The sequence below is a fragment of the Amaricoccus tamworthensis genome, assembly GCF_049800875.1.
Classification (GTDB): domain Bacteria; phylum Pseudomonadota; class Alphaproteobacteria; order Rhodobacterales; family Rhodobacteraceae; genus Amaricoccus; species Amaricoccus tamworthensis.
The window spans coordinates 206,018-223,555 of the sequence record NZ_JBNAFV010000001.1 but is presented as its reverse complement, the minus strand read 5'-3'; the positions used below and the strand labels follow the sequence as shown (position 1 = coordinate 223,555).

The window sequence follows — 17,538 nt, the reverse complement described above, 5'->3', positions numbered from 1 at the left end:
CGTAAAAGTCGCAAAAAACACTTCGAAAATATGCTGAAGGTTAATCGAAAACGCGTTCGATCAGACCGCGCGGAGCGGGTTTAATTTAGTTAAGTATCTGAAACTGTTTGGGATATGTCGGGTGTGTTTAGCCTTCCGGCAGCAACCCACGGGTGTAGAATGAGACGAGGAAGGCGGTTGCATCCTCGAAGCGGTTCTCCGCATCCGGCCCCAAAACGGCCCTGACCTGGGTGTCGAAATCGGCGTAATGCTGCGTGGCGGCCCAGATTGAAAAGATCAGGTGACGGGCGTCGACCGGGGCAATTTTGCCGGTTTCCGCCCAGCCGGTGATGATCGCCGTCTTTTCGTCTACAAGCGCGCGGAGCTGTCCGGCCAGGGTTTCGCTGACATGGGGGGCGCCGCGCAGAATTTCGTTGGCGAAGAGCCGGCTTTCCTGCGGGTAGTCGCGGGACATTTCCAGTTTGCGACGGATGTAGCCCGTAATCTCCTCTACCGGTTCGCCATCGGCATTGAGCTGGCGCAGGGGTTCCAGCCAGGTGTCCAGAAGCCGTTCGAGCAGGCGGCGGTGGATGTCGTCCTTCGAGGCGAAATAGTAGAGCAGGTTTGGTTTCGAGACCCCGGCCTCATCCGCGATCTGGTCGAGTGTGGCGCCGCGAAAACCGTAATCGGAGAAAACCTTGAGTGCCGCCTCCATGATCAGCGCGGTTTTTTCCGCCTGTATGCGGGTTGGTTTGCTGCTCAAGGTCGCACGGGCCATCCTGTCCCCTCCCAAATCTGCTTGACGCGTCAGATTGCGATGATAGCCTGAATTTTGACCAAGTGGTCATAAACACGCACCAACCCGCCCGGAATTCCTTGTACTGATGCAGGCAAACCTCGGAAACTCTGAAATGACCAGGTCCGTCAGGAATTTGCCGCCGGTTGTGGAAGTACGCAGCGACCCTTCGGGACAGCCCGTATGATCCGGTCCGGTGCTTTCAGTTCCCGCAAATGGCGCGGTGGACCGTGGTGCGTGGATGTGGGGCAGGCCAGGACCGGTGGAGGGCAAAAGGCGCCCTTTGTGACCGGCGGGCCAATCGGAATTTAGGAGCGGGGCATGGCGGCACCTGGTGCAAATCTTCAGATCGACGGGGCGCGTCTTTGGGACAGCCTGATGGAAATGGCGAAGATCGGTCCGGGGGTCGCCGGTGGCAACAACCGCCAGACCGTGACCGATGAGGACGGCGAGGGTCGTGATCTCTTCAGGTCGTGGTGCGAGGCCGCGGGCATGACCATGGGCGTCGACACGATGGGCACGATGTTCGCCCGGCGTGAAGGTACGGACCCTGACGCGCTGCCGGTTTATGTGGGATCGCACCTCGATACCCAGCCGACGGGCGGGAAATACGACGGTATTCTGGGCGTGCTTGGCGGTTTGGAGATCATCCGCACGCTCAATGATCTGGGGATCAAAACGAAACATCCGATTGTCGTGACCAACTGGACCAATGAGGAGGGCACCCGGTTTGCGCCGGCGATGCTGGCTTCCGGTGTGTTTGCGGGTATCCACGACGAGGACTGGGCCTATGCCCGTGAGGATGCGGAGGGCAAAACCTTCGGTGCGGAACTGGAACGGATCGGCTGGAAGGGCGATGAGCCGGTCGGGGCGCGCAAAATGCATGCGTTCTTCGAGCTGCATATTGAACAGGGACCAATCCTCGAGGCCGAGGGCAAGGACATTGGGGTGGTCACCCATGGTCAGGGGCTGTCCTGGACGCAGGTGACCGTGACCGGCAAGGAAAGCCACACCGGGTCCACACCGATGCCCATGCGCAAAAACGCGGGCCTCGGCATGGCGAAAATCCTGCAGCTGGTCGATGAAGTCGCCTGGAGCCACAAGCCCGACGCGGTTGGTGCCGCGGGGCATATCGATGTCTATCCCAACAGCCGCAATGTGATCCCGGGCAAGGTCGTGTTCACGGTCGATTTCCGCTCGCCCGACCTGTCGGTCATTCAGGACATGGAACGGCGCCTGAAAGAGGGGGGACAGGCGATCTGCGACGAAATGGGTCTGTCGGTGGAGTTTGAGAAGGTGGGTGGGTTTGATCCTGTGACCTTCGATGAGGGGTGCGTGACGGCGGTGCGCAACGCGGCGGAACGGCTGGGCTATTCCCACAGGAACATCATTTCGGGCGCCGGGCATGATGCCTGCTGGATCAACCGGGTTGCGCCGACCTCGATGGTGATGTGCCCCTGTGTCGATGGCCTGAGCCACAATGAGGCCGAGGAAATCAGTCCTGAATGGGCTGAGAAGGGTGCGAATGTGCTGTTCCATGCGGTGGTGGAAACGGCGCAGATCGTTGAGTGATACGGGCGGTCGGACGCGGCCATTGCCGCGGATATGGGCGCGCGGCGCGCGCACGGTTTTTTTTGTTGGATGCACCCGTGTTCGGGCGCATCCGACTGCTCTCCAGGTTGGCAAACCTGTATGAAATGAGATGTTTGGCCCCTATGACGGGTGCGGGAGGTGGAGATGAATGTTGCGGTTGACGTGAAGCCGGGAGATGCCGACGAGGCGCAGTTACGTGTGGATCTGGCCGCGGCGTTTCGCCTTGCGGCACGCGCGGACTGGCATGAGGGGGTCGCGAACCATTTTTCGGCTGCCGTTTCGGCGGACGGGCGGCGGTTCCTGGTCAATCCGCGCTGGCGGCATTTTTCGATGATTAAGGCGTCGGACCTTTTGCTGGTGGATGCGGACGATCCCTCAACCATGGAGCGCGAGGATGCGCCGGACCCGTCGGCCTGGTCCATTCATTCGGCCATCCATCGCAAGGTGCCGCACGCGCGGGTGGCGCTGCACCTGCATCCGCCCTATGCGACGACGCTGGCGACGCTGAAGGATCCGACGATCCATCCGATTGATCAGGTCACGGCGCGGTTTTTCAACCGGATCGGCATGGACATGGCCTTTGGCGGGATTGCCAGTGAGGAGGCCGAAGGCGAGCGGATTGCGGCCACAATCGGAAATCACTCCGCACTTATGATGCAAAATCATGGTGTTACGACGGTGGCTGAAACCGTCGCGGAAGCCTTTGACGCCATGTACCACCTCGAACGCGCCGCGCGGCAGATGGTGTTTGCCTACAATACCGGTCAGCCCTTCGCCGTGATAGACAGTGAGATGGCCGATGCGGTGGCTCAGGAGTGGCAGGTCTACAAGGGCGCGGAATTTGCCCATTTTGCCGAAATGAAACGGATACTTGACCGGGAATGCCCGGATTACGCGGATTAAGGAGAGGTCAGTCATGAGCAGGGTCATCAAGGGCGGTACGGTTGTCACGGCGGACCGGACGTTTGAGGCGGATATTCTGATCGAGGATGAGGTGATCAAGGAGATCGGTCCGGACCTCAAAGGCGATGAATATGTCGATGCGGAAGGGGCTTACGTGATCCCCGGCGGTATCGATCCGCATACGCATCTTGAGATGCCGTTCATGGGAACCACTGCGGCCGAGACGTTTGAAAGCGGGACCTGGGCCGCGGCGGCTGGCGGTACGACCATGCTGATTGATTTCTGTCTGCCTGGCGAGGATGGATCGATCAAAAACGCCATCAATGAATGGCACCGCAAATCCGCCCCGCAGATCTGCTCCGATATTGGCTATCACATGGCCGTTACGGGTTGGAATGAAAGCATTTTCAATGAGATGAAGGACGCGGTTGAGATGGGGGTCAACTCGTTCAAGCATTTCATGGCCTACAAGGGTGCGCTGATGGTGGAGGATGACGAGATGTTCGCCTCCTTCAACCGCTGCAAGGAACTGGGGGCGTTGCCCATGGTCCACGCGGAAAACGGCGATATCGTTGATCTTCTTCAGAAAAAGATGCTGGCCGAGGGCATTACCGGGCCGGAGGGTCATGCCTATTCGCGCCCGCCGGAGGTTGAGGGAGAGGCCGCGAACCGGGCGATCATGATTGCCGATGCGGCGGGTGTACCGCTTTACATCGTGCATGTGTCCTGTGAGCAGGCGCATGAAGCGATCCGGCGGGCGCGGCAGAAGGGGATGCGGGTTTATGGTGAGCCTCTGGCGCAGTTCCTGACGCTGGATGAGAGCGAATATTTCAACAAGGACTGGGATCACGCCGCGCGGCGGGTGATGTCGCCGCCGTTCCGGGGCAAGGAGCATCAGGCGTCGCTCTGGGCGGGGCTGTCCTCCGGATCTCTGCAGGTTGTGGCCACGGACCACGCGGCTTTCACCACGGAACAGAAACGCATGGGGCGGGACAATTTCTGTCTGATTCCCAACGGTTCCAACGGGTTGGAGGAGCGTCTCGCGGTTTTGTGGACTGAAGGCGTCGAGAAGGGGCGTCTGACCATAAATGAGTTTGTCGCGGTCACTTCGTCGAATATTGCCAAAATTTTGAACATCTACCCGAAAAAAGGCGCGCTGGTGCCGGGGGCGGATGCGGATATTGTTGTCTGGGACCCGAAGATTTCGAAAACTCTGAGTGCGTCAAATCATCATTCGGTGCTCGATTACAACGTGTTCGAAGGTTTCAAGGTGAGTGCCCAGGCCCGGTATACTCTCAGCCGGGGCGAGGTGATCTGGGCCTGGGGTCAGAACTCCCAACCCCAGCCAGGGCGTGGCCGCTTCGTGCCACGCCCGCCGTTCCCATCCGCGCATGCGGCGGTGAGCAAATGGAAAGAGCTGAACTCCCCACGCATGGTTGAGCGTGACCCGATGAATATCCCGGCCGGTATCTGAGGGTTTAAGCTGAACATGAGTTTTGTGGGATAAGCCTTTGACGCCCAAGCCAGTTATCGAAGCCAGGGATCTGAGCCTGACGTTTCAGACCAACGATGGTCCCGTGCATGCACTGAGCCATGTGGACCTGACCATCAACCAGGGCGATTTCGTTTCGTTCATCGGCCCGTCGGGATGTGGCAAAACCACGTTCCTGCGGGTGATGGCGGATCTGGAACAGCCGACCGACGGCAGTATCACCGTGAATGGCATGAGCCCGGCGGAGGCCCGGAAGGCGCGGGCCTATGGCTATGTGTTTCAGGCGGCGGGGCTTTTTCAATGGCGCACGATTGATAAGAATATCCGATTACCTCTTGAAATCATGGGGTATTCGAAATCCGAGCAGGACGCGCGCGTGGCGCGGGTTCTTGAGATGGTCGAACTGGCGGGGTTTGAGAACAAATACCCGTGGCAACTGTCCGGCGGGATGCAGCAGAGGGCGTCCATCGCGCGGGCACTGGGGTTTGACGCGGATATTCTGCTGATGGATGAGCCGTTTGGTGCGCTTGATGAGATTGTGCGTGACAAGCTCAATGAGCAGTTGCTGGAGTTGTGGAGTAGAACCGGGAAAACCATTGGCTTTGTTACACATTCCATCCCGGAGGCGGTCTATCTAAGTACCCGTATCGTGGTCATGAGCCCGCGGCCAGGGCGTGTCACCGATGTGATTGAGAGCACGCTGCCGAAGGAACGGCCGCTGCATATTCGCGAGAGCGCGGATTTTCTGGAGATTGCCGCCCGGGTGCGCGTCGGGCTTCGGGCGGGAACGCTTGAGGATGTCTGACGCGGCGGTTCCGCTAAGGTCCCGCATCTGGGCGGGACAGGTCATTCCGGTTGTGGTGGTCGTCGCGGCGATTATCGCGATCTGGTACGCCGGGGCCGTCTGGCTGAATGCGCCCTGGGCCCTGGATCAGGCGGGGCGGGATGAGGTGGAACTGTCCGCGACGGAACTGGTAGCGGATACCTGGAGCCAGGAGAGGCCGGTTTTGCCGGCACCGCATCAGGTGGTTCAGGATCTCTGGAAATCCACCATCGGCACGCGAATTACCTCAAAACGCTCGCTTTTTCGCCATGCCTGGATCACGCTCTCAGCCACTCTCGCCGGGTTTGCGCTGGGGTCGGGGCTGGGCATTCTGCTGGCGGTGGGGATCGTGCATGACCGCACCATGAACGCGAGCGTCATGCCGTGGGTGATCGCGAGCCAGACGATCCCCATTCTGGCGATTGCGCCGATGATTATTGTGGTGCTGAATTCGATCGGCATTTCAGGGCTTTTGCCCAAGGCCATCATCTCCATGTATCTGTCGTTTTTCCCGGTGGTCGTCGGCATGGTGAAGGGGCTGCGGAGTCCCAATAAAATGCTTTTGGATCAGATGCATACATGGAACGCGAGCCGGTCGCAGACGTTCTGGCGGCTGCGTCTGCCCTCGGCGGTGCCGTATCTGTTTACCTCGCTGAAGATCGGCGTGGCAGCTAGCCTGGTGGGGGCCATCATCGGTGAGTTGCCGACCGGGGCAGTGGCCGGTCTTGGGGCGCGGATGCTGTCGGGGAGTTACTACGGACAGACGGTGCAGATCTGGTCGGCGCTCGTCATGGCGGCGATCCTGGCAGCGGTGCTGGTGGCCCTCGTTGGTGTTGCCGAGCGTGCAACCCTTCGCATGATGGGAGGGCGCTGACGTGGTGCAACTAATTGGAATCGCGGCGGTTTGGCTGGTGGCTTGGCGGGTGAACGCTTGGGTCTCGGCCTCCGGTAACAGCCGGATTTCGGGGTGGCTGCCGCCGGTTCTGTTCGGTGTGACCGTGCTGTTGGTATGGGAACTGGTGGTGCGGGTCTATGACATTAGCCCGGTTCTGCTGCCGGCACCCTCGGCCATTCGTGTGGCACTCGTTGAGAACACCGCCGTGCTCTGGGAGGACGTGGTGCAGACGTTCTTCCGGGGGGCGCTCTCGGGCTATGCCATTGGATGTGGGTCAGCATTTCTGGTCGGGATTTTGGTCGACAGGGTGCCGTTTTTGAAGTGGGGGCTGTTGCCGGTGGGGAATTTTGTCGCGGCACTGCCGATTATTGGCATGGCGCCGATCATGGTGATGTGGTTCGGGTTTGACTGGCAGTCTAAGGCCGCGATCGTCGTTTTGATGTGTTTTTTCCCGATGCTGGTGAACACGGTTCAGGGGCTGGCGGCGACGGATCACATGCAGCGGGATCTGATGCGGACCTATGCTTCCGGCTACTGGCAGACGTTGTTCAAACTGCGGCTTCCTGCGGCAATGCCGTTTGTTTTCAATGGTTTGAAGATTTGTACGACACTCGCTCTGATCGGGGCGATTGTGGCGGAGTTCTTCGGTTCGCCCACGAAGGGCATGGGGTTTCGGATTTCGACCGAGGTGGGACGGCTGGCTCTGGACATGGTCTGGGCGGAAATCACGGTCGCGGCGCTGGTCGGATCGGGCTTTTACGGGCTCGTGGCGCTGCTGGAGAAGCGGGTGACGTTCTGGCATCCGTCACACCGGCACTGACAAACAAAAAAAGAAGTTCAACAAGGAGACTGATAATGAAAACAATGATTTGGGGCGCATCCGCCGCGGCGATGGTGCTCGGATCCGCCGCCTTCGGGCAGGAAGTGACGATCCAGCTGAAATGGGTGACCCAGGCACAGTTTGCTGGCTATTACGTGGCCCAGGATGAGGGGTTTTACGAGGAGGAAGGGCTTGACGTGACCATCAAGGCCGGTGGTCCGGACATCGCTCCGGCGCAGGTTCTCGCCGGTGGTGGCGCGGATGTCATCGTGGACTGGATGCCGTCGGCCCTGGCGGCGCGTGAGGCGGGCTTACCCCTTGTAAACATTGCACAACCTTTCAAATCCTCGGGCATGATGCTGACATGCCGGAACGACAGTGGCGTGACGACAATCGAGGATTTCCCGGGTCAGACGCTGGGTGTCTGGTTCTTCGGGAATGAGTATCCGTTCCTGAGCTGGATGAGTACGCTGGGCATGCCGACGGATGGAGGAGATGACGGAGTTACCGTTTTAAAACAGGGCTTTAACGTTGATCCGCTGTTGCAGAAGCAGGCGGCGTGTATCTCGACCATGACCTACAACGAATACTGGCAGGTGATTGATGCGGGTTTGTCCGAGGATGATCTGACTGTATTTAAATATGAAGATCAAGGGGTTAGTACTCTTGAGGACGGTCTTTACGTGCTTGAGGAGCGGCTTGAGGATCCGGAATTCGTTGAGACCATGGCGAAGTTTGTGCGGGCGTCCATGAAGGGCTGGAAGTGGGCCGAGGAGAACCCGGACGATGCCGCGATGATCGTTCTGGACAATGACGAAACCGGTGCGCAGACCGAAAAACATCAGAAGCGGATGATGGGTGAGGTCGCGAAATTGACAGCAGGATCAAATGGTTCGCTGGATCCGGCGGATTATGAGCGTACCGTCAGCACCCTGCTGAGTGCGGGATCCGATCCGGTGATCACGAAGGAACCGGAAGGTGCCTGGACTCATGTTGTGACGGACAAGGCGCTGAACTGACGCGCCATTACTACTGCTTCGATCCGGTTTTTGGCTGGGTCGAAGGCTCCTGAACGGGGCCGGAATAGTCCAGATTGTGCCGAAAGTGGCGCAGATTGACATCGGATTGGCACAGATTGCTTCTGAAGTGGCACAGATTGTGAATCAAATGGCACAGATTGCACGGTAAATGGCGGGATTTGCATAACTGCCATGCGGTTTCGGGGCGTTGGCGGCCCGGTGCGACGGCATTATTTACCTTAATGTGATTTTGGTTGATGCCGCACTGCAGTTAACATTGTTGCAATGCAGCGTGCGTATTATCTGAGGCACGGTTTAGCCGACCATCTGTACCGGTCGGTAAGTTCAGGAGTACCGGGTTATGAATCGAGAAGTGCCGGAGTTTCATCCGGTGATCAGGCGGCTGTGGAGAATTGATCAGTCGCGGGTGCGTGGTCACTTTTTGCGGCTTGATTACGACTCGCGTCATTTGCGTTTTGGTGGGCCGGTGAACGATGCCGGCATCAATAAATATGTCGACGGTTTCTTCGCCCCCGGCGTGGTGGCGTATGGAGCGTTTGTCGATGGCGAGCTGCGGGCCTTGGCCGAATTGCGCCGGGACATCATCCGGCGGCAGGCGCCGGCGGAGATGGCGTTTTCGGTTGAGGCGGAATGCCAGAACCACGGGATTGGCGATGCGCTGTTCCGGCAGATGGTGGCGGTTGCAAGGAACCGGGGTATCAAGAAGCTGCTGCTTCATTGCCTGAGCAACAATATCCGGATGCGTCATCTGGCGCTGAAGCACGAGGCGGATCTGGAATTTGGCTTTGGTGAGGTTGAGGGGACGCTCTCGGCGCCCTGGCCGTCTTTCGTGTCGGTGTTCCAGGAAATGGTTGCGGAAAACCGGGCGCTGCTCGATGCGGTTCTGCACTGGCCTGCGCGGGTCGCGAAGCCCTGACGGGCCAGGCGGGTGCCACTCCATTTTGAAATCACGTGCGTGACGCATTGAGGCCGGTCCCGTGCTGTGCCAGATTGCGGCAAATGATTTCTGGGGAGGCGCACCGATGGGCACACTTTTACTCGGGCATTCCGACTGTCTGCTGCACCGGAACCCGCCGGGCCATCCGGAGCGGGTGGAGCGGCTGGTTGCGGTGAATGCCGAGCTTGAGGGTGACGCCTTTTCCGGACTTGTCCGGGAGGAGGCGCCGCTGGTGACGGATGAGGCGATTTTGCGCGTTCATCCCGAGGATTATCTTCGCAAACTGGAGAGGGACACGCCCCAGGAGGGGCTGTTGCCGCTCGACGCGGATACGGTTCTTGGGCCGCATACGCTTGTGGCGGCGCGACGGGCCGCGGGCGCGATTGTGCGGGCGGTGGATCAGGTCATGGATGGCGCGGTGAAAAACGGCTTTTGCGCCGTGCGTCCGCCGGGGCATCATGCGGAGACCTCAACGCCCATGGGGTTTTGCTATCTTGGGACAGTGGTGATCGGCGCGCGGCACGCGCTTGACGTTTACAACCTGGAGCGGGTGGCGATCATTGATTTTGACGTGCATCACGGCAACGGCACCCAGGACCTGGTGTGGGATGATGAGCGTATTCTGTTTGCCTCGACCCATCAAATGCCGCTCTATCCCGGTTCCGGTGCGCAAAACGAGCGGGGCAGGCATGGCCAGATCGTGAATGCGCCGCTGTCGGCCGGGGCCGGTGGCGCGCAGTTCCGGCAGGTCATGGAGGATGTGGTTCTGCCCGCCGTGGACCGGCACAGGCCGGAAATGATCTTCATTTCGGCCGGGTTCGACGCGCATAAGGACGATCCGCTGGCCAATCTGGAACTGGTGGAGGATGATTTCGCCTGGGCCACCGGACGGCTTTGTGATCTGGCGGACAGGCACTGTTTTGGCCGTGTGGTCTCGACACTTGAGGGCGGATATGATTTGCCCGCGCTGGCGTCGTCCGTGGGCGCGCATGTGAAGGTTCTGATGGAGCGTGGAGATGGCTGAGGCAAAGGCGAAGCCCGTCAACAACATGGGGTTCGAGGAGGCGCTGGCTGAACTGGAAACGGTTGTTGGACGGCTGGAATCCGGTGACGTGCCGTTGGAACAGTCCATTGAGCTTTACGCCCGTGGTGCCGAACTTCGCGGACATTGCGAGGAAAAGCTGAAAGAGGCCGAGGCCCGCGTCAGTCAGATCGCCAAAACGGCGGATGGCCGCGTGACCGCCAAAGACGTGAACATTTCCTGAGCCGATGGATAGCGAGGGTCTTCAGTTTCATGCGGTTCTGAGCCAGGCCGCGACGCGGGTGGAGGACGCGCTTGAGCGCCTGCTCCCCGGTGAGGATGCAATGCTGAGCGCGCCGATGCGCCATGCGGTTCTGTCCGGTGGCAAGCGGATGCGCGGGTTTCTGGCGCTGGAATCTGCTGCTCTGTTCCGGGTGCCGCCGGCGCAGTCGATCCGCACGGCGGCGGCGGTGGAATGCCTGCACGCCTATTCGCTGGTGCATGACGATCTGCCCAGCATGGATGACGATGACATGCGCCGGGGTAAACCCACGGTGCATGTGAAATGGGATGAGGCCACGGCGGTTCTGGTGGGTGATGCGCTTCAGACGCTGGCCTTTGAAATCCTGTCGGCGCCGCAGGGCGGGATTGATCCGCGTATTCAGGTGCGGTTGATCCACCGGCTGGCCGAAGCTGCGGGCGCGTTTGGCATGGTGGCCGGACAGGCGTTTGACGTGGCGGCCGAGAAGACCGATGCTTCGCTGAACCTCGATGAGGTCAGCATGTTGCAGAGCCTCAAGACGGGTGAGCTGATCGTGTGGGCGGTGGAGAGCGGCGCCATTCTGGCGCGGCAGGATCCGGGGCCGTTGCGGGGCTATGCCACCGATCTGGGGCTTGCGTTCCAGGTGGCCGATGACATCCTTGATGTTGAGGGTGACGCGGATGCGGTTGGGAAGAAGCTGCGCAAGGATGAGGCCGCCGGGAAGGCGACATTTGTGTCGCTGATGGGAATTGCCGGGGCGCGGCAGAAGGCCCGGGATCTGGTGGACAGCGCCTGTTCCCATCTGGCGCCCTATGGGTCGAGTGCGGAAAACCTGCGTCTTGCGGCCCGTTTTGCGATAAAGAGGACAAGCTAGGGGCCTGGTGCCCCCAGCCGTCAGGAGTTGAGAGATGAGCGTTGACCGCCCCGAAACCCCGCTTTTGGACCGGATCGAGTCACCCGATGACCTCAAGGGTCTGGGCAGCCGTGAGTTGCGCCAGGTGGCCGATGAGCTGCGTTCCGAGACCATCTCGGCGGTGTCGGAGACCGGCGGGCATCTGGGCGCGGGGCTTGGCGTGGTGGAGATCACCGTGGCCGTGCATTCGGTGTTCAATGCGCCGAAGGACAAGCTCATTTGGGACGTGGGGCATCAGTGCTATCCACACAAGATCCTGACCGGACGGCGGGACCGTATTCGCACGCTGCGCTCGGGTGGCGGTCTGTCGGGCTTCACCAAGCGGGCGGAGAGCCCCTATGACCCGTTTGGCGCGGCGCATTCCTCCACCTCGATCTCGGCGGGTCTCGGTTTTGCCGTGGCGCGGGAGACGGGCTGTGACGATGTGGGCGATGTGATTGCCGTGATCGGGGACGGCGCGATGTCGGCGGGCATGGCCTATGAGGCAATGAACAACGCGGGTCATCTGGGCAGGCGCCTGATCATCATTCTCAACGATAACGAGATGTCGATTGCGCCGCCGGTGGGGGCGATGTCGAGCTACCTGTCGCGGCTTTATGCCGGGGAGCCGTTCCAGGACCTGAAGGCGGCGGCAAAGGGCGCCGTGGGTCTGTTGCCGCGGCCGTTCCAGGAAGGGGCGAAGCGCGCGCGGGATGCGGTGAAGGCGGCAACGGCCGGTGGTGGCACGCTGTTCGATGCGCTGGGGCTGTCGTATATCGGGCCGATTGATGGCCATGACGTGAACCAGCTGGTCGAGATCCTGCGGGCGGTGAAGATGCGCTCGACGGGACCGGTTCTGATCCATGCGCTGACCAAAAAGGGCAAGGGGTATGCGCCCGCGGAGAACTCGGACGACCGCTATCATGGTGTCGCGAAGTTCGACGTGCCCAGCGGGGCGCAGCGCAAGGCGCCGTCGAACGCGCCGAGCTATACCAAGGTGTTTGCGACCTCGCTTATCGATGAGGCGGAACGGGACGACAAAATCGTGGCTGTCACGGCGGCGATGCCGGATGGCACGGGGCTGAACCTGTTTGCGGAGCGGTTTCCGGAGCGGTGCCATGATGTGGGCATTGCCGAGCAGCATGGCGTGACCTTTGCGGCCGGAATGGCGGCCGGGGGGCTGAAGCCGTTCTGTGCGATTTATTCGACCTTCCTGCAGCGCGGTTATGACCAGGTTGTGCATGACGTCGCCATTCAGCGGCTGCCGGTTCGGTTTGCGATTGACCGCGCGGGGCTGGTGGGGGCCGACGGGCCGACCCATGCGGGCAGTTTCGACGTGGCGTTTCTCGCGAACCTGCCGGGGTTTGTGGTGATGGCCGCTGCGGACGAAGCGGAACTGCGGCACATGGTTGCGACGGCGGTGGCGATTGACGACCGGCCGAGCGCGTTCCGGTTCCCCCGTGGCGAGGGCCAGGGGGTTGAGATGCCGGAGCGGGGTGAGCCGCTGGAGATCGGCAAGGGGCGCGTGGTGCGGGAGGGCGGCCAGGTGGCGGTTCTGTCGTTCGGGGCGCGACTGTCGGAATGCATGAAGGCGGCGGAAAACCTGGCGGCGCGGGGCATTTCGCCAACGATTGCCGATGCACGCTTTGCCAAGCCGCTGGACCGGGATCTGATCCTGGATCTGGTCGCGAACCACGAGGCTTTGATTACGATTGAGGAGGGCGCGATTGGTGGATTTGGCAGCCATGTGGCGCAGCTTCTGGCGGAAGAGGGCGTGTTTGACCGGGGGCTGAAGTTTCGGTCGATGGTCTTCCCCGACACGTTCATTGATCAGGATTCACCGGCGAAGATGTATGAGGTCGCGGCGATGAATGCCGGGCAGATCGAGGCGAAGGTTCTTGATGTGCTGGGTGTTGCGCGGCTCGATGCGCGGGCGGTGCGGCAGGGGATGCCGGCACTCTAGGCGTTGGGCGGCCCCATGGGAGCCGCCCGGATGGTTTGAATTAGCTCGCTTCGCGGAATTTGACGATGGTGTGCTCGCCAATGTCGGGCGTGTGGGCTTCGTTGACGTTGGAGCGCACGATCTCGAAACCAAAGCGCAGGGCGTTGCGGGTGGAGGCCCAGACGGAGGCTTCGTTCAGGGACATTTTCAGCATGGTGATGTTGGGGTTGTCCTGACCGCCCTCGAACCATGCGGCCATCATCGGCGACCAGAGTTCCTCAAGCTTTTCGCGGTCGTTGAAGATGCTGATCTCACCGGACATGCAGGCATGGTAGTCGTGATCGTTGGACACAAGGCAGTAATGCGCCGTGGCGGAATGTACGATTGATTTTGCGAGGTCGGTCTCGCGGGAGGTGATGAAGTAGAGGCATCCCTCGCGGCGGTCGACGAAATGGGTCATCGGCTGCATGTGCTGATCGGTGCCCTGAATGCCGAGCATTCCGGCGCGGACGTCCTCAAGTTCGTCGAGAACCTGGCCTGCGGGGTCGGTGCGGGTTTTGTCGAGATTGGCCATGTGAATTCCTTCCTTCCGTTTGGGTGCAATGGCATTGGCGGTTCAACGCGTGACGGACGGGGATGTTCCCACGGGGTGGTGCGGTTGTTTTGGGGCGCGGCGCCATAAAAAAGCCCGGCCTCCGATGGGAGGCCGGGCGGGTTTTGAGGTCGGGCGGATTTATTCGCCCTCAAACGCCTTGCGCATGACGTGGTAGATGTAGTTCTGCTCGACCGTACCGTCGAAGAGATGCGCCCAGGGTCCGCTGGCGTAGATGGCCACATCAACGGGTGAGTGGGATTCCGCGCTTTGCGGCAGCATGGCCTGCTGGATGTAGTCGGGGTCGGTGGCCTCCTCCTGGGTCAGCATTGGGCGGGTTCCGAAGTAGGTGCCGTCGACCTGTTCGGTGACGATGGAGCCGGTCCCGTTGAGGTATCCAATTGCGGTGTAGGGTTTGCCATCCGCCGCGATTTCCGGGTCGTCGAGATGCTTTTCACCGTTATTGTCAATGGAAAGGCAGAGACCCTCGATTGGGGAGCCGCGTCCGCAGTAGCCGTTAAAGGCCATGGCGTGACCATGGTCGGCGGTCACCACGATCAGGGTGTCTTCCTGGTTGGTCATTTCCACGGCTTTTGCCACCGCCTCGTCGAAGGCGACACCGTCGGTCATGGAGCGGTAGGCGTTGCCGTCGTGGTTGGCGTGGTCAACGCGGCCACCCTCAACCAGAAGGAAATAGCCTTCCTCGTTGTTGGCCAGGTAGGTGATCGCGGCTTCGGTCATTTCCTGGATCGAGGGCTCATTGTCGCGGTCATGCTCGTAGGCCATGTGACTGCTCTCAAAGAGGCCGAGAACCGGTGCGGAATGGTCGAGGGCGAGAGCCGCAAAGGTCTCGTTGTCCCAGGCCATCTGGTAGCCCGCATCGGTGGCTTCCTGCCACATGTTGTGGCCATCGCCACGGCGGCCGGAGGCGCCTTCGGGATCCTCAACCTCGGCAGGGACGAAGTTCCGGCGTCCACCACCGAGCACAAGATCGACGGTACCGGATTCCATGTTTTCCATGAGTTGCGCGGCGATGTCGGGAACGGCGCAGTCCTCCGGCTGGTCCACATCCGTCTCATAGTCGCGGTCAGCCGCGTTGGCATAAACGGCACTTGGCGTCGCATGGGTAACGCGCGCGGTGCTGACGATGCCCACGGAACGGCCGGATTCGGCGGCGAAGTCCCCGATGGACGGGATGGTTGCGGCCTCGACATCGGCGCATTCGCCACGGCGCAGGGTCTCGTCCACGCCGATCACGCCGGACTTGGTTTTGATCCCGGACATGAAGGCCACGGCCGTTCCGGCGGAATCCGGGGTCTGGGCGTTGGTGTTGTAGGTCTTGGAGAGGGCGAGATAGGGCAGGGATTCCTTATGCATGACGTTGTCGTCGCCATAGCCGCCCTTCTGCTGCCCCTGGAAGATACGGGCCGCATAGTTGGTGGCCACGCCGTTGCCGTCAGCAAGGAAGATGATAACATTTTTCGCGGTGCCCGTGATCGGCTGACGCGCAAGCTTCGCTTCGATTTCGGCCTGTCCGGCCTGAAACCAGGCGTTCTCCTCCGACTGTGCCAGGGCGGCCTGCCCGGTGGCAAGCCCCGCCGTCATGGCCAGCACGGATGCGGCTCCCGCCGCAAAACGGTTATTTACTTTCATTGGAATTTTCCCCCTTTTCGGAATTCTTTTCAGGCCGGTATCCGGCCGTTATCTGGAGTCACTTTCTCAGTCGCCTGTTTTTGTATGGTCCCCCTGTGCCTGGTCCAGGCCGAGCAGATCGCGGTCGGGACGGTGAGTGACGCGTTTGTCGAGGATTTTGCCGAGCTTTGCGCGGAATGTCGGATCGGATTTCGCTTCCGCGAGAACGGCTTCGCCGACGGCCGCGTTTTTCCTGTCATCCTGACCTGCTGCCATGAGACGTGTTCCCCCACTCTGGTGATTTGAACCTCCGGTTGTGGTGGTTCAGGGGGAGCTTAGTCCCGGGAGGGAGCCGGGAGCAATGATTTTATGACATTTTTGTGAAGGATATGTGACAGGGCGGGATGTCTGCGGCAGCGGCGGGTCAGACCGACTGTTCGAGTTCCGAGTTGTCCTCTTCATCCTCATCGGGATTGACGGCCCATTCACGGGCGGCCTCGAGGCTGTCGAAGATGCGCACGTCAAAAAAGTCGCTGGTCCCGGCCAGATTTTCGAACATGCGCGACATGCCGAAAACGGTGTCGTTGGGGGCGTAGATCGAGACGCGCATCTTGATGCCGGCACCTTCATGGACGCGGACATACATGTTGAAAAGCGAGAAGATTTTCTGGAAATCCAGCACGGAGAAGTCCGCGGTGGTCAGGTCGACAAGGTGGGCGAGGTCGAGGCGGAATTCAGGGTTTTGCTGGGCTTCGGCAAAGGAGTCGGCGATTTCGCTGTTCGTCACGCGGCCATCATACCGCACGAACATGTGGTTTTCCTCGGGGATGATCTCATAAATAACCGGCATGCGAACAACCTCCTGCGCAGTGCGATTATTTTTGCAGTAAATTGAGCGGCTGTCCATTCGTGGAATGGCCTGAACTTACGGTTAATGAATAATTATTTCATCGAATTGTCGCTATCGGCGCGGGTTTCGGCTGCATGAAAAAAAGGCCGCTCAACTAATGGTTGAGCGGCCCTGAAGTTGGAGATGGTTTCGGTCCCGGAGGTCTAACGCGGTTCGTCGTCAGCCGATTTTACCGGTGATGTAGTTTTCGGTCTGCTGTTCTTTGGGGTTGGAGAAGATGTCCTCGGTTGCGCCTTCCTCGATCAGGTTTCCGAGGTGGAAGAACGCGGTGCGCTGGCTGACGCGGGCGGCCTGCTGCATGGAGTGGGTCACGATAATGATCGTGTATTTGTTGCGCAGCTCGTCGATCAGTTCCTCAACAATCGCGGTGGCGATGGGGTCGAGGGCGGAGCAGGGCTCGTCCATCAGCACGACTTCGGGCCGCGTGGCGATGGCGCGTGCGATGCAGAGACGCTGCTGCTGACCACCGGAGAGACCGGTGCCGGGCTCGTTCAGGCGGTCCTTGACCTCGTTCCACAAACCGGCGCGGCGCAGGGAGCTTTCAACGATTTCGGAAAGCTCGGTTTTGTTTTTGGTCAGGCCGTGGATTTTGGGGCCGTAGGCCACGTTCTCGAAGATGGATTTCGGGAACGGGTTGGGCTTCTGAAACACCATGCCGACGCGGGCGCGCAGTTCCACGACGTCGATTTTCGGGTCGTAGATGTCCGTGCCCTCAACCTCGATGTTACCGGTCACCTTACAGATCGGGATCGTGTCGTTCATGCGGTTGATGCAACGCAGGAAGGTCGATTTACCGCAGCCGGACGGACCGATGAAGGAGGTCACCTGGTTACGCGGAATGTCAATCGAGACGTCGTGGATGGCCTGTTTCTCGCCATAGAACACGTCGACATTGCGGGCGGTCAGTTTTGGCGGTTTTGCGTTTTCGCGTACCGGCGGACGGACCGCGGCGGAAGCGGTTTTCGTCTCGGGTCTGTGCTCTTGTACCATGGTCATAATATTCTCCTAT

General features: G+C 60.4%; 18 protein-coding genes. 12 read left to right on the top strand and 6 right to left on the bottom strand.

Annotated features, from left to right (window positions below; all coding sequences use genetic code 11):
* Positions 1–127 precede the first annotated feature (127 nt).
* Complete coding sequence (locus tag ACP15P_RS01115) at positions 128–757, bottom strand: TetR family transcriptional regulator C-terminal domain-containing protein (RefSeq protein WP_424926646.1); 630 nt, start codon at positions 755–757, stop codon at positions 128–130.
* Between the two features lie 339 nt (positions 758–1,096).
* On the opposite strand from ACP15P_RS01115, the gene ACP15P_RS01110 reads away from it, so the two are divergent.
* From ACP15P_RS01110 to dxs, 12 genes are all read left to right on the top strand, one after another.
* A complete protein-coding gene (locus ACP15P_RS01110; RefSeq protein WP_424926645.1) occupies positions 1,097–2,347 on the top strand; it encodes a Zn-dependent hydrolase in 1,251 nt (416 codons plus the stop codon).
* Positions 2,348–2,512: 165 nt separating this feature from the next.
* Positions 2,513–3,271, top strand: coding sequence for a class II aldolase/adducin family protein (locus ACP15P_RS01105; RefSeq protein ID WP_424926644.1), 759 nt, complete (start codon positions 2,513–2,515; stop codon positions 3,269–3,271).
* Between the two features lie 13 nt (positions 3,272–3,284).
* Positions 3,285–4,745 carry a dihydropyrimidinase gene (gene hydA / locus ACP15P_RS01100; protein ID WP_424926643.1) on the top strand — a complete coding sequence of 487 codons (1,461 nt, stop codon included), beginning with the start codon at positions 3,285–3,287 and terminating at the stop codon, positions 4,743–4,745.
* A 37-nt stretch (positions 4,746–4,782) separates the two neighbouring features.
* Complete coding sequence (locus tag ACP15P_RS01095; RefSeq protein ID WP_424926642.1) at positions 4,783–5,568, top strand: ABC transporter ATP-binding protein; 786 nt, start codon at positions 4,783–4,785, stop codon at positions 5,566–5,568.
* Positions 5,561–6,460, top strand: a complete 900-nt coding sequence (locus ACP15P_RS01090) for an ABC transporter permease (protein ID WP_424926641.1) — start codon at positions 5,561–5,563, stop codon at positions 6,458–6,460. Before ACP15P_RS01095 ends, ACP15P_RS01090 begins: the two co-directional genes overlap by 8 nt.
* Positions 6,461–6,464: 4 nt before the next feature.
* Positions 6,465–7,301, top strand: a complete 837-nt coding sequence (locus ACP15P_RS01085) for an ABC transporter permease (RefSeq protein WP_424926640.1) — start codon at positions 6,465–6,467, stop codon at positions 7,299–7,301.
* Positions 7,302–7,345: 44 nt separating this feature from the next.
* Entirely contained in the window at positions 7,346–8,320 is a 975-nt protein-coding gene (locus ACP15P_RS01080; protein ID WP_424927284.1) for an ABC transporter substrate-binding protein, read from the top strand.
* A gap of 361 nt (positions 8,321–8,681) precedes the next feature.
* On the top strand, positions 8,682–9,257 hold the full coding sequence (locus tag ACP15P_RS01075) for a GNAT family N-acetyltransferase (RefSeq protein ID WP_424926639.1): 576 nt from the start codon (positions 8,682–8,684) through the stop codon (positions 9,255–9,257).
* 106 nt (positions 9,258–9,363) lie between these two features.
* On the top strand, positions 9,364–10,302 hold the full coding sequence (locus ACP15P_RS01070; protein WP_424926638.1) for a histone deacetylase family protein: 939 nt from the start codon (positions 9,364–9,366) through the stop codon (positions 10,300–10,302).
* Complete coding sequence (locus ACP15P_RS01065; protein ID WP_424926637.1) at positions 10,295–10,543, top strand: exodeoxyribonuclease VII small subunit; 249 nt, start codon at positions 10,295–10,297, stop codon at positions 10,541–10,543. The genes ACP15P_RS01070 and ACP15P_RS01065 overlap by 8 nt, the downstream gene beginning before the upstream one ends.
* A gap of 4 nt (positions 10,544–10,547) precedes the next feature.
* Positions 10,548–11,435, top strand: a complete 888-nt coding sequence (locus tag ACP15P_RS01060; RefSeq protein WP_424926636.1) for a polyprenyl synthetase family protein — start codon at positions 10,548–10,550, stop codon at positions 11,433–11,435.
* A gap of 34 nt (positions 11,436–11,469) precedes the next feature.
* A complete protein-coding gene (dxs, locus tag ACP15P_RS01055; protein WP_424926635.1) occupies positions 11,470–13,416 on the top strand; it encodes a 1-deoxy-D-xylulose-5-phosphate synthase in 1,947 nt (648 codons plus the stop codon).
* Positions 13,417–13,456: 40 nt separating this feature from the next.
* On the opposite strand, the gene ACP15P_RS01050 is transcribed toward dxs, so the two are convergent.
* From ACP15P_RS01050 to pstB, 5 genes are all read right to left on the bottom strand, one after another.
* Entirely contained in the window at positions 13,457–13,969 is a 513-nt protein-coding gene (locus tag ACP15P_RS01050) for a pyridoxamine 5'-phosphate oxidase family protein (RefSeq protein WP_424926634.1), read from the bottom strand.
* A 159-nt stretch (positions 13,970–14,128) separates the two neighbouring features.
* Positions 14,129–15,640, bottom strand: coding sequence for an alkaline phosphatase (locus ACP15P_RS01045; RefSeq protein ID WP_424926633.1), 1,512 nt, complete (start codon positions 15,638–15,640; stop codon positions 14,129–14,131).
* Between the two features lie 66 nt (positions 15,641–15,706).
* Positions 15,707–15,895, bottom strand: coding sequence for a hypothetical protein (locus ACP15P_RS01040; protein WP_424926632.1), 189 nt, complete (start codon positions 15,893–15,895; stop codon positions 15,707–15,709).
* Positions 15,896–16,043: 148 nt separating this feature from the next.
* Entirely contained in the window at positions 16,044–16,469 is a 426-nt protein-coding gene (locus ACP15P_RS01035; protein WP_424926631.1) for a hypothetical protein, read from the bottom strand.
* A 219-nt stretch (positions 16,470–16,688) separates the two neighbouring features.
* Positions 16,689–17,525 carry a phosphate ABC transporter ATP-binding protein PstB gene (gene pstB / locus ACP15P_RS01030; protein WP_424926630.1) on the bottom strand — a complete coding sequence of 279 codons (837 nt, stop codon included), beginning with the start codon at positions 17,523–17,525 and terminating at the stop codon, positions 16,689–16,691.
* Between the last annotated feature and the right edge of the window lie 13 nt (positions 17,526–17,538).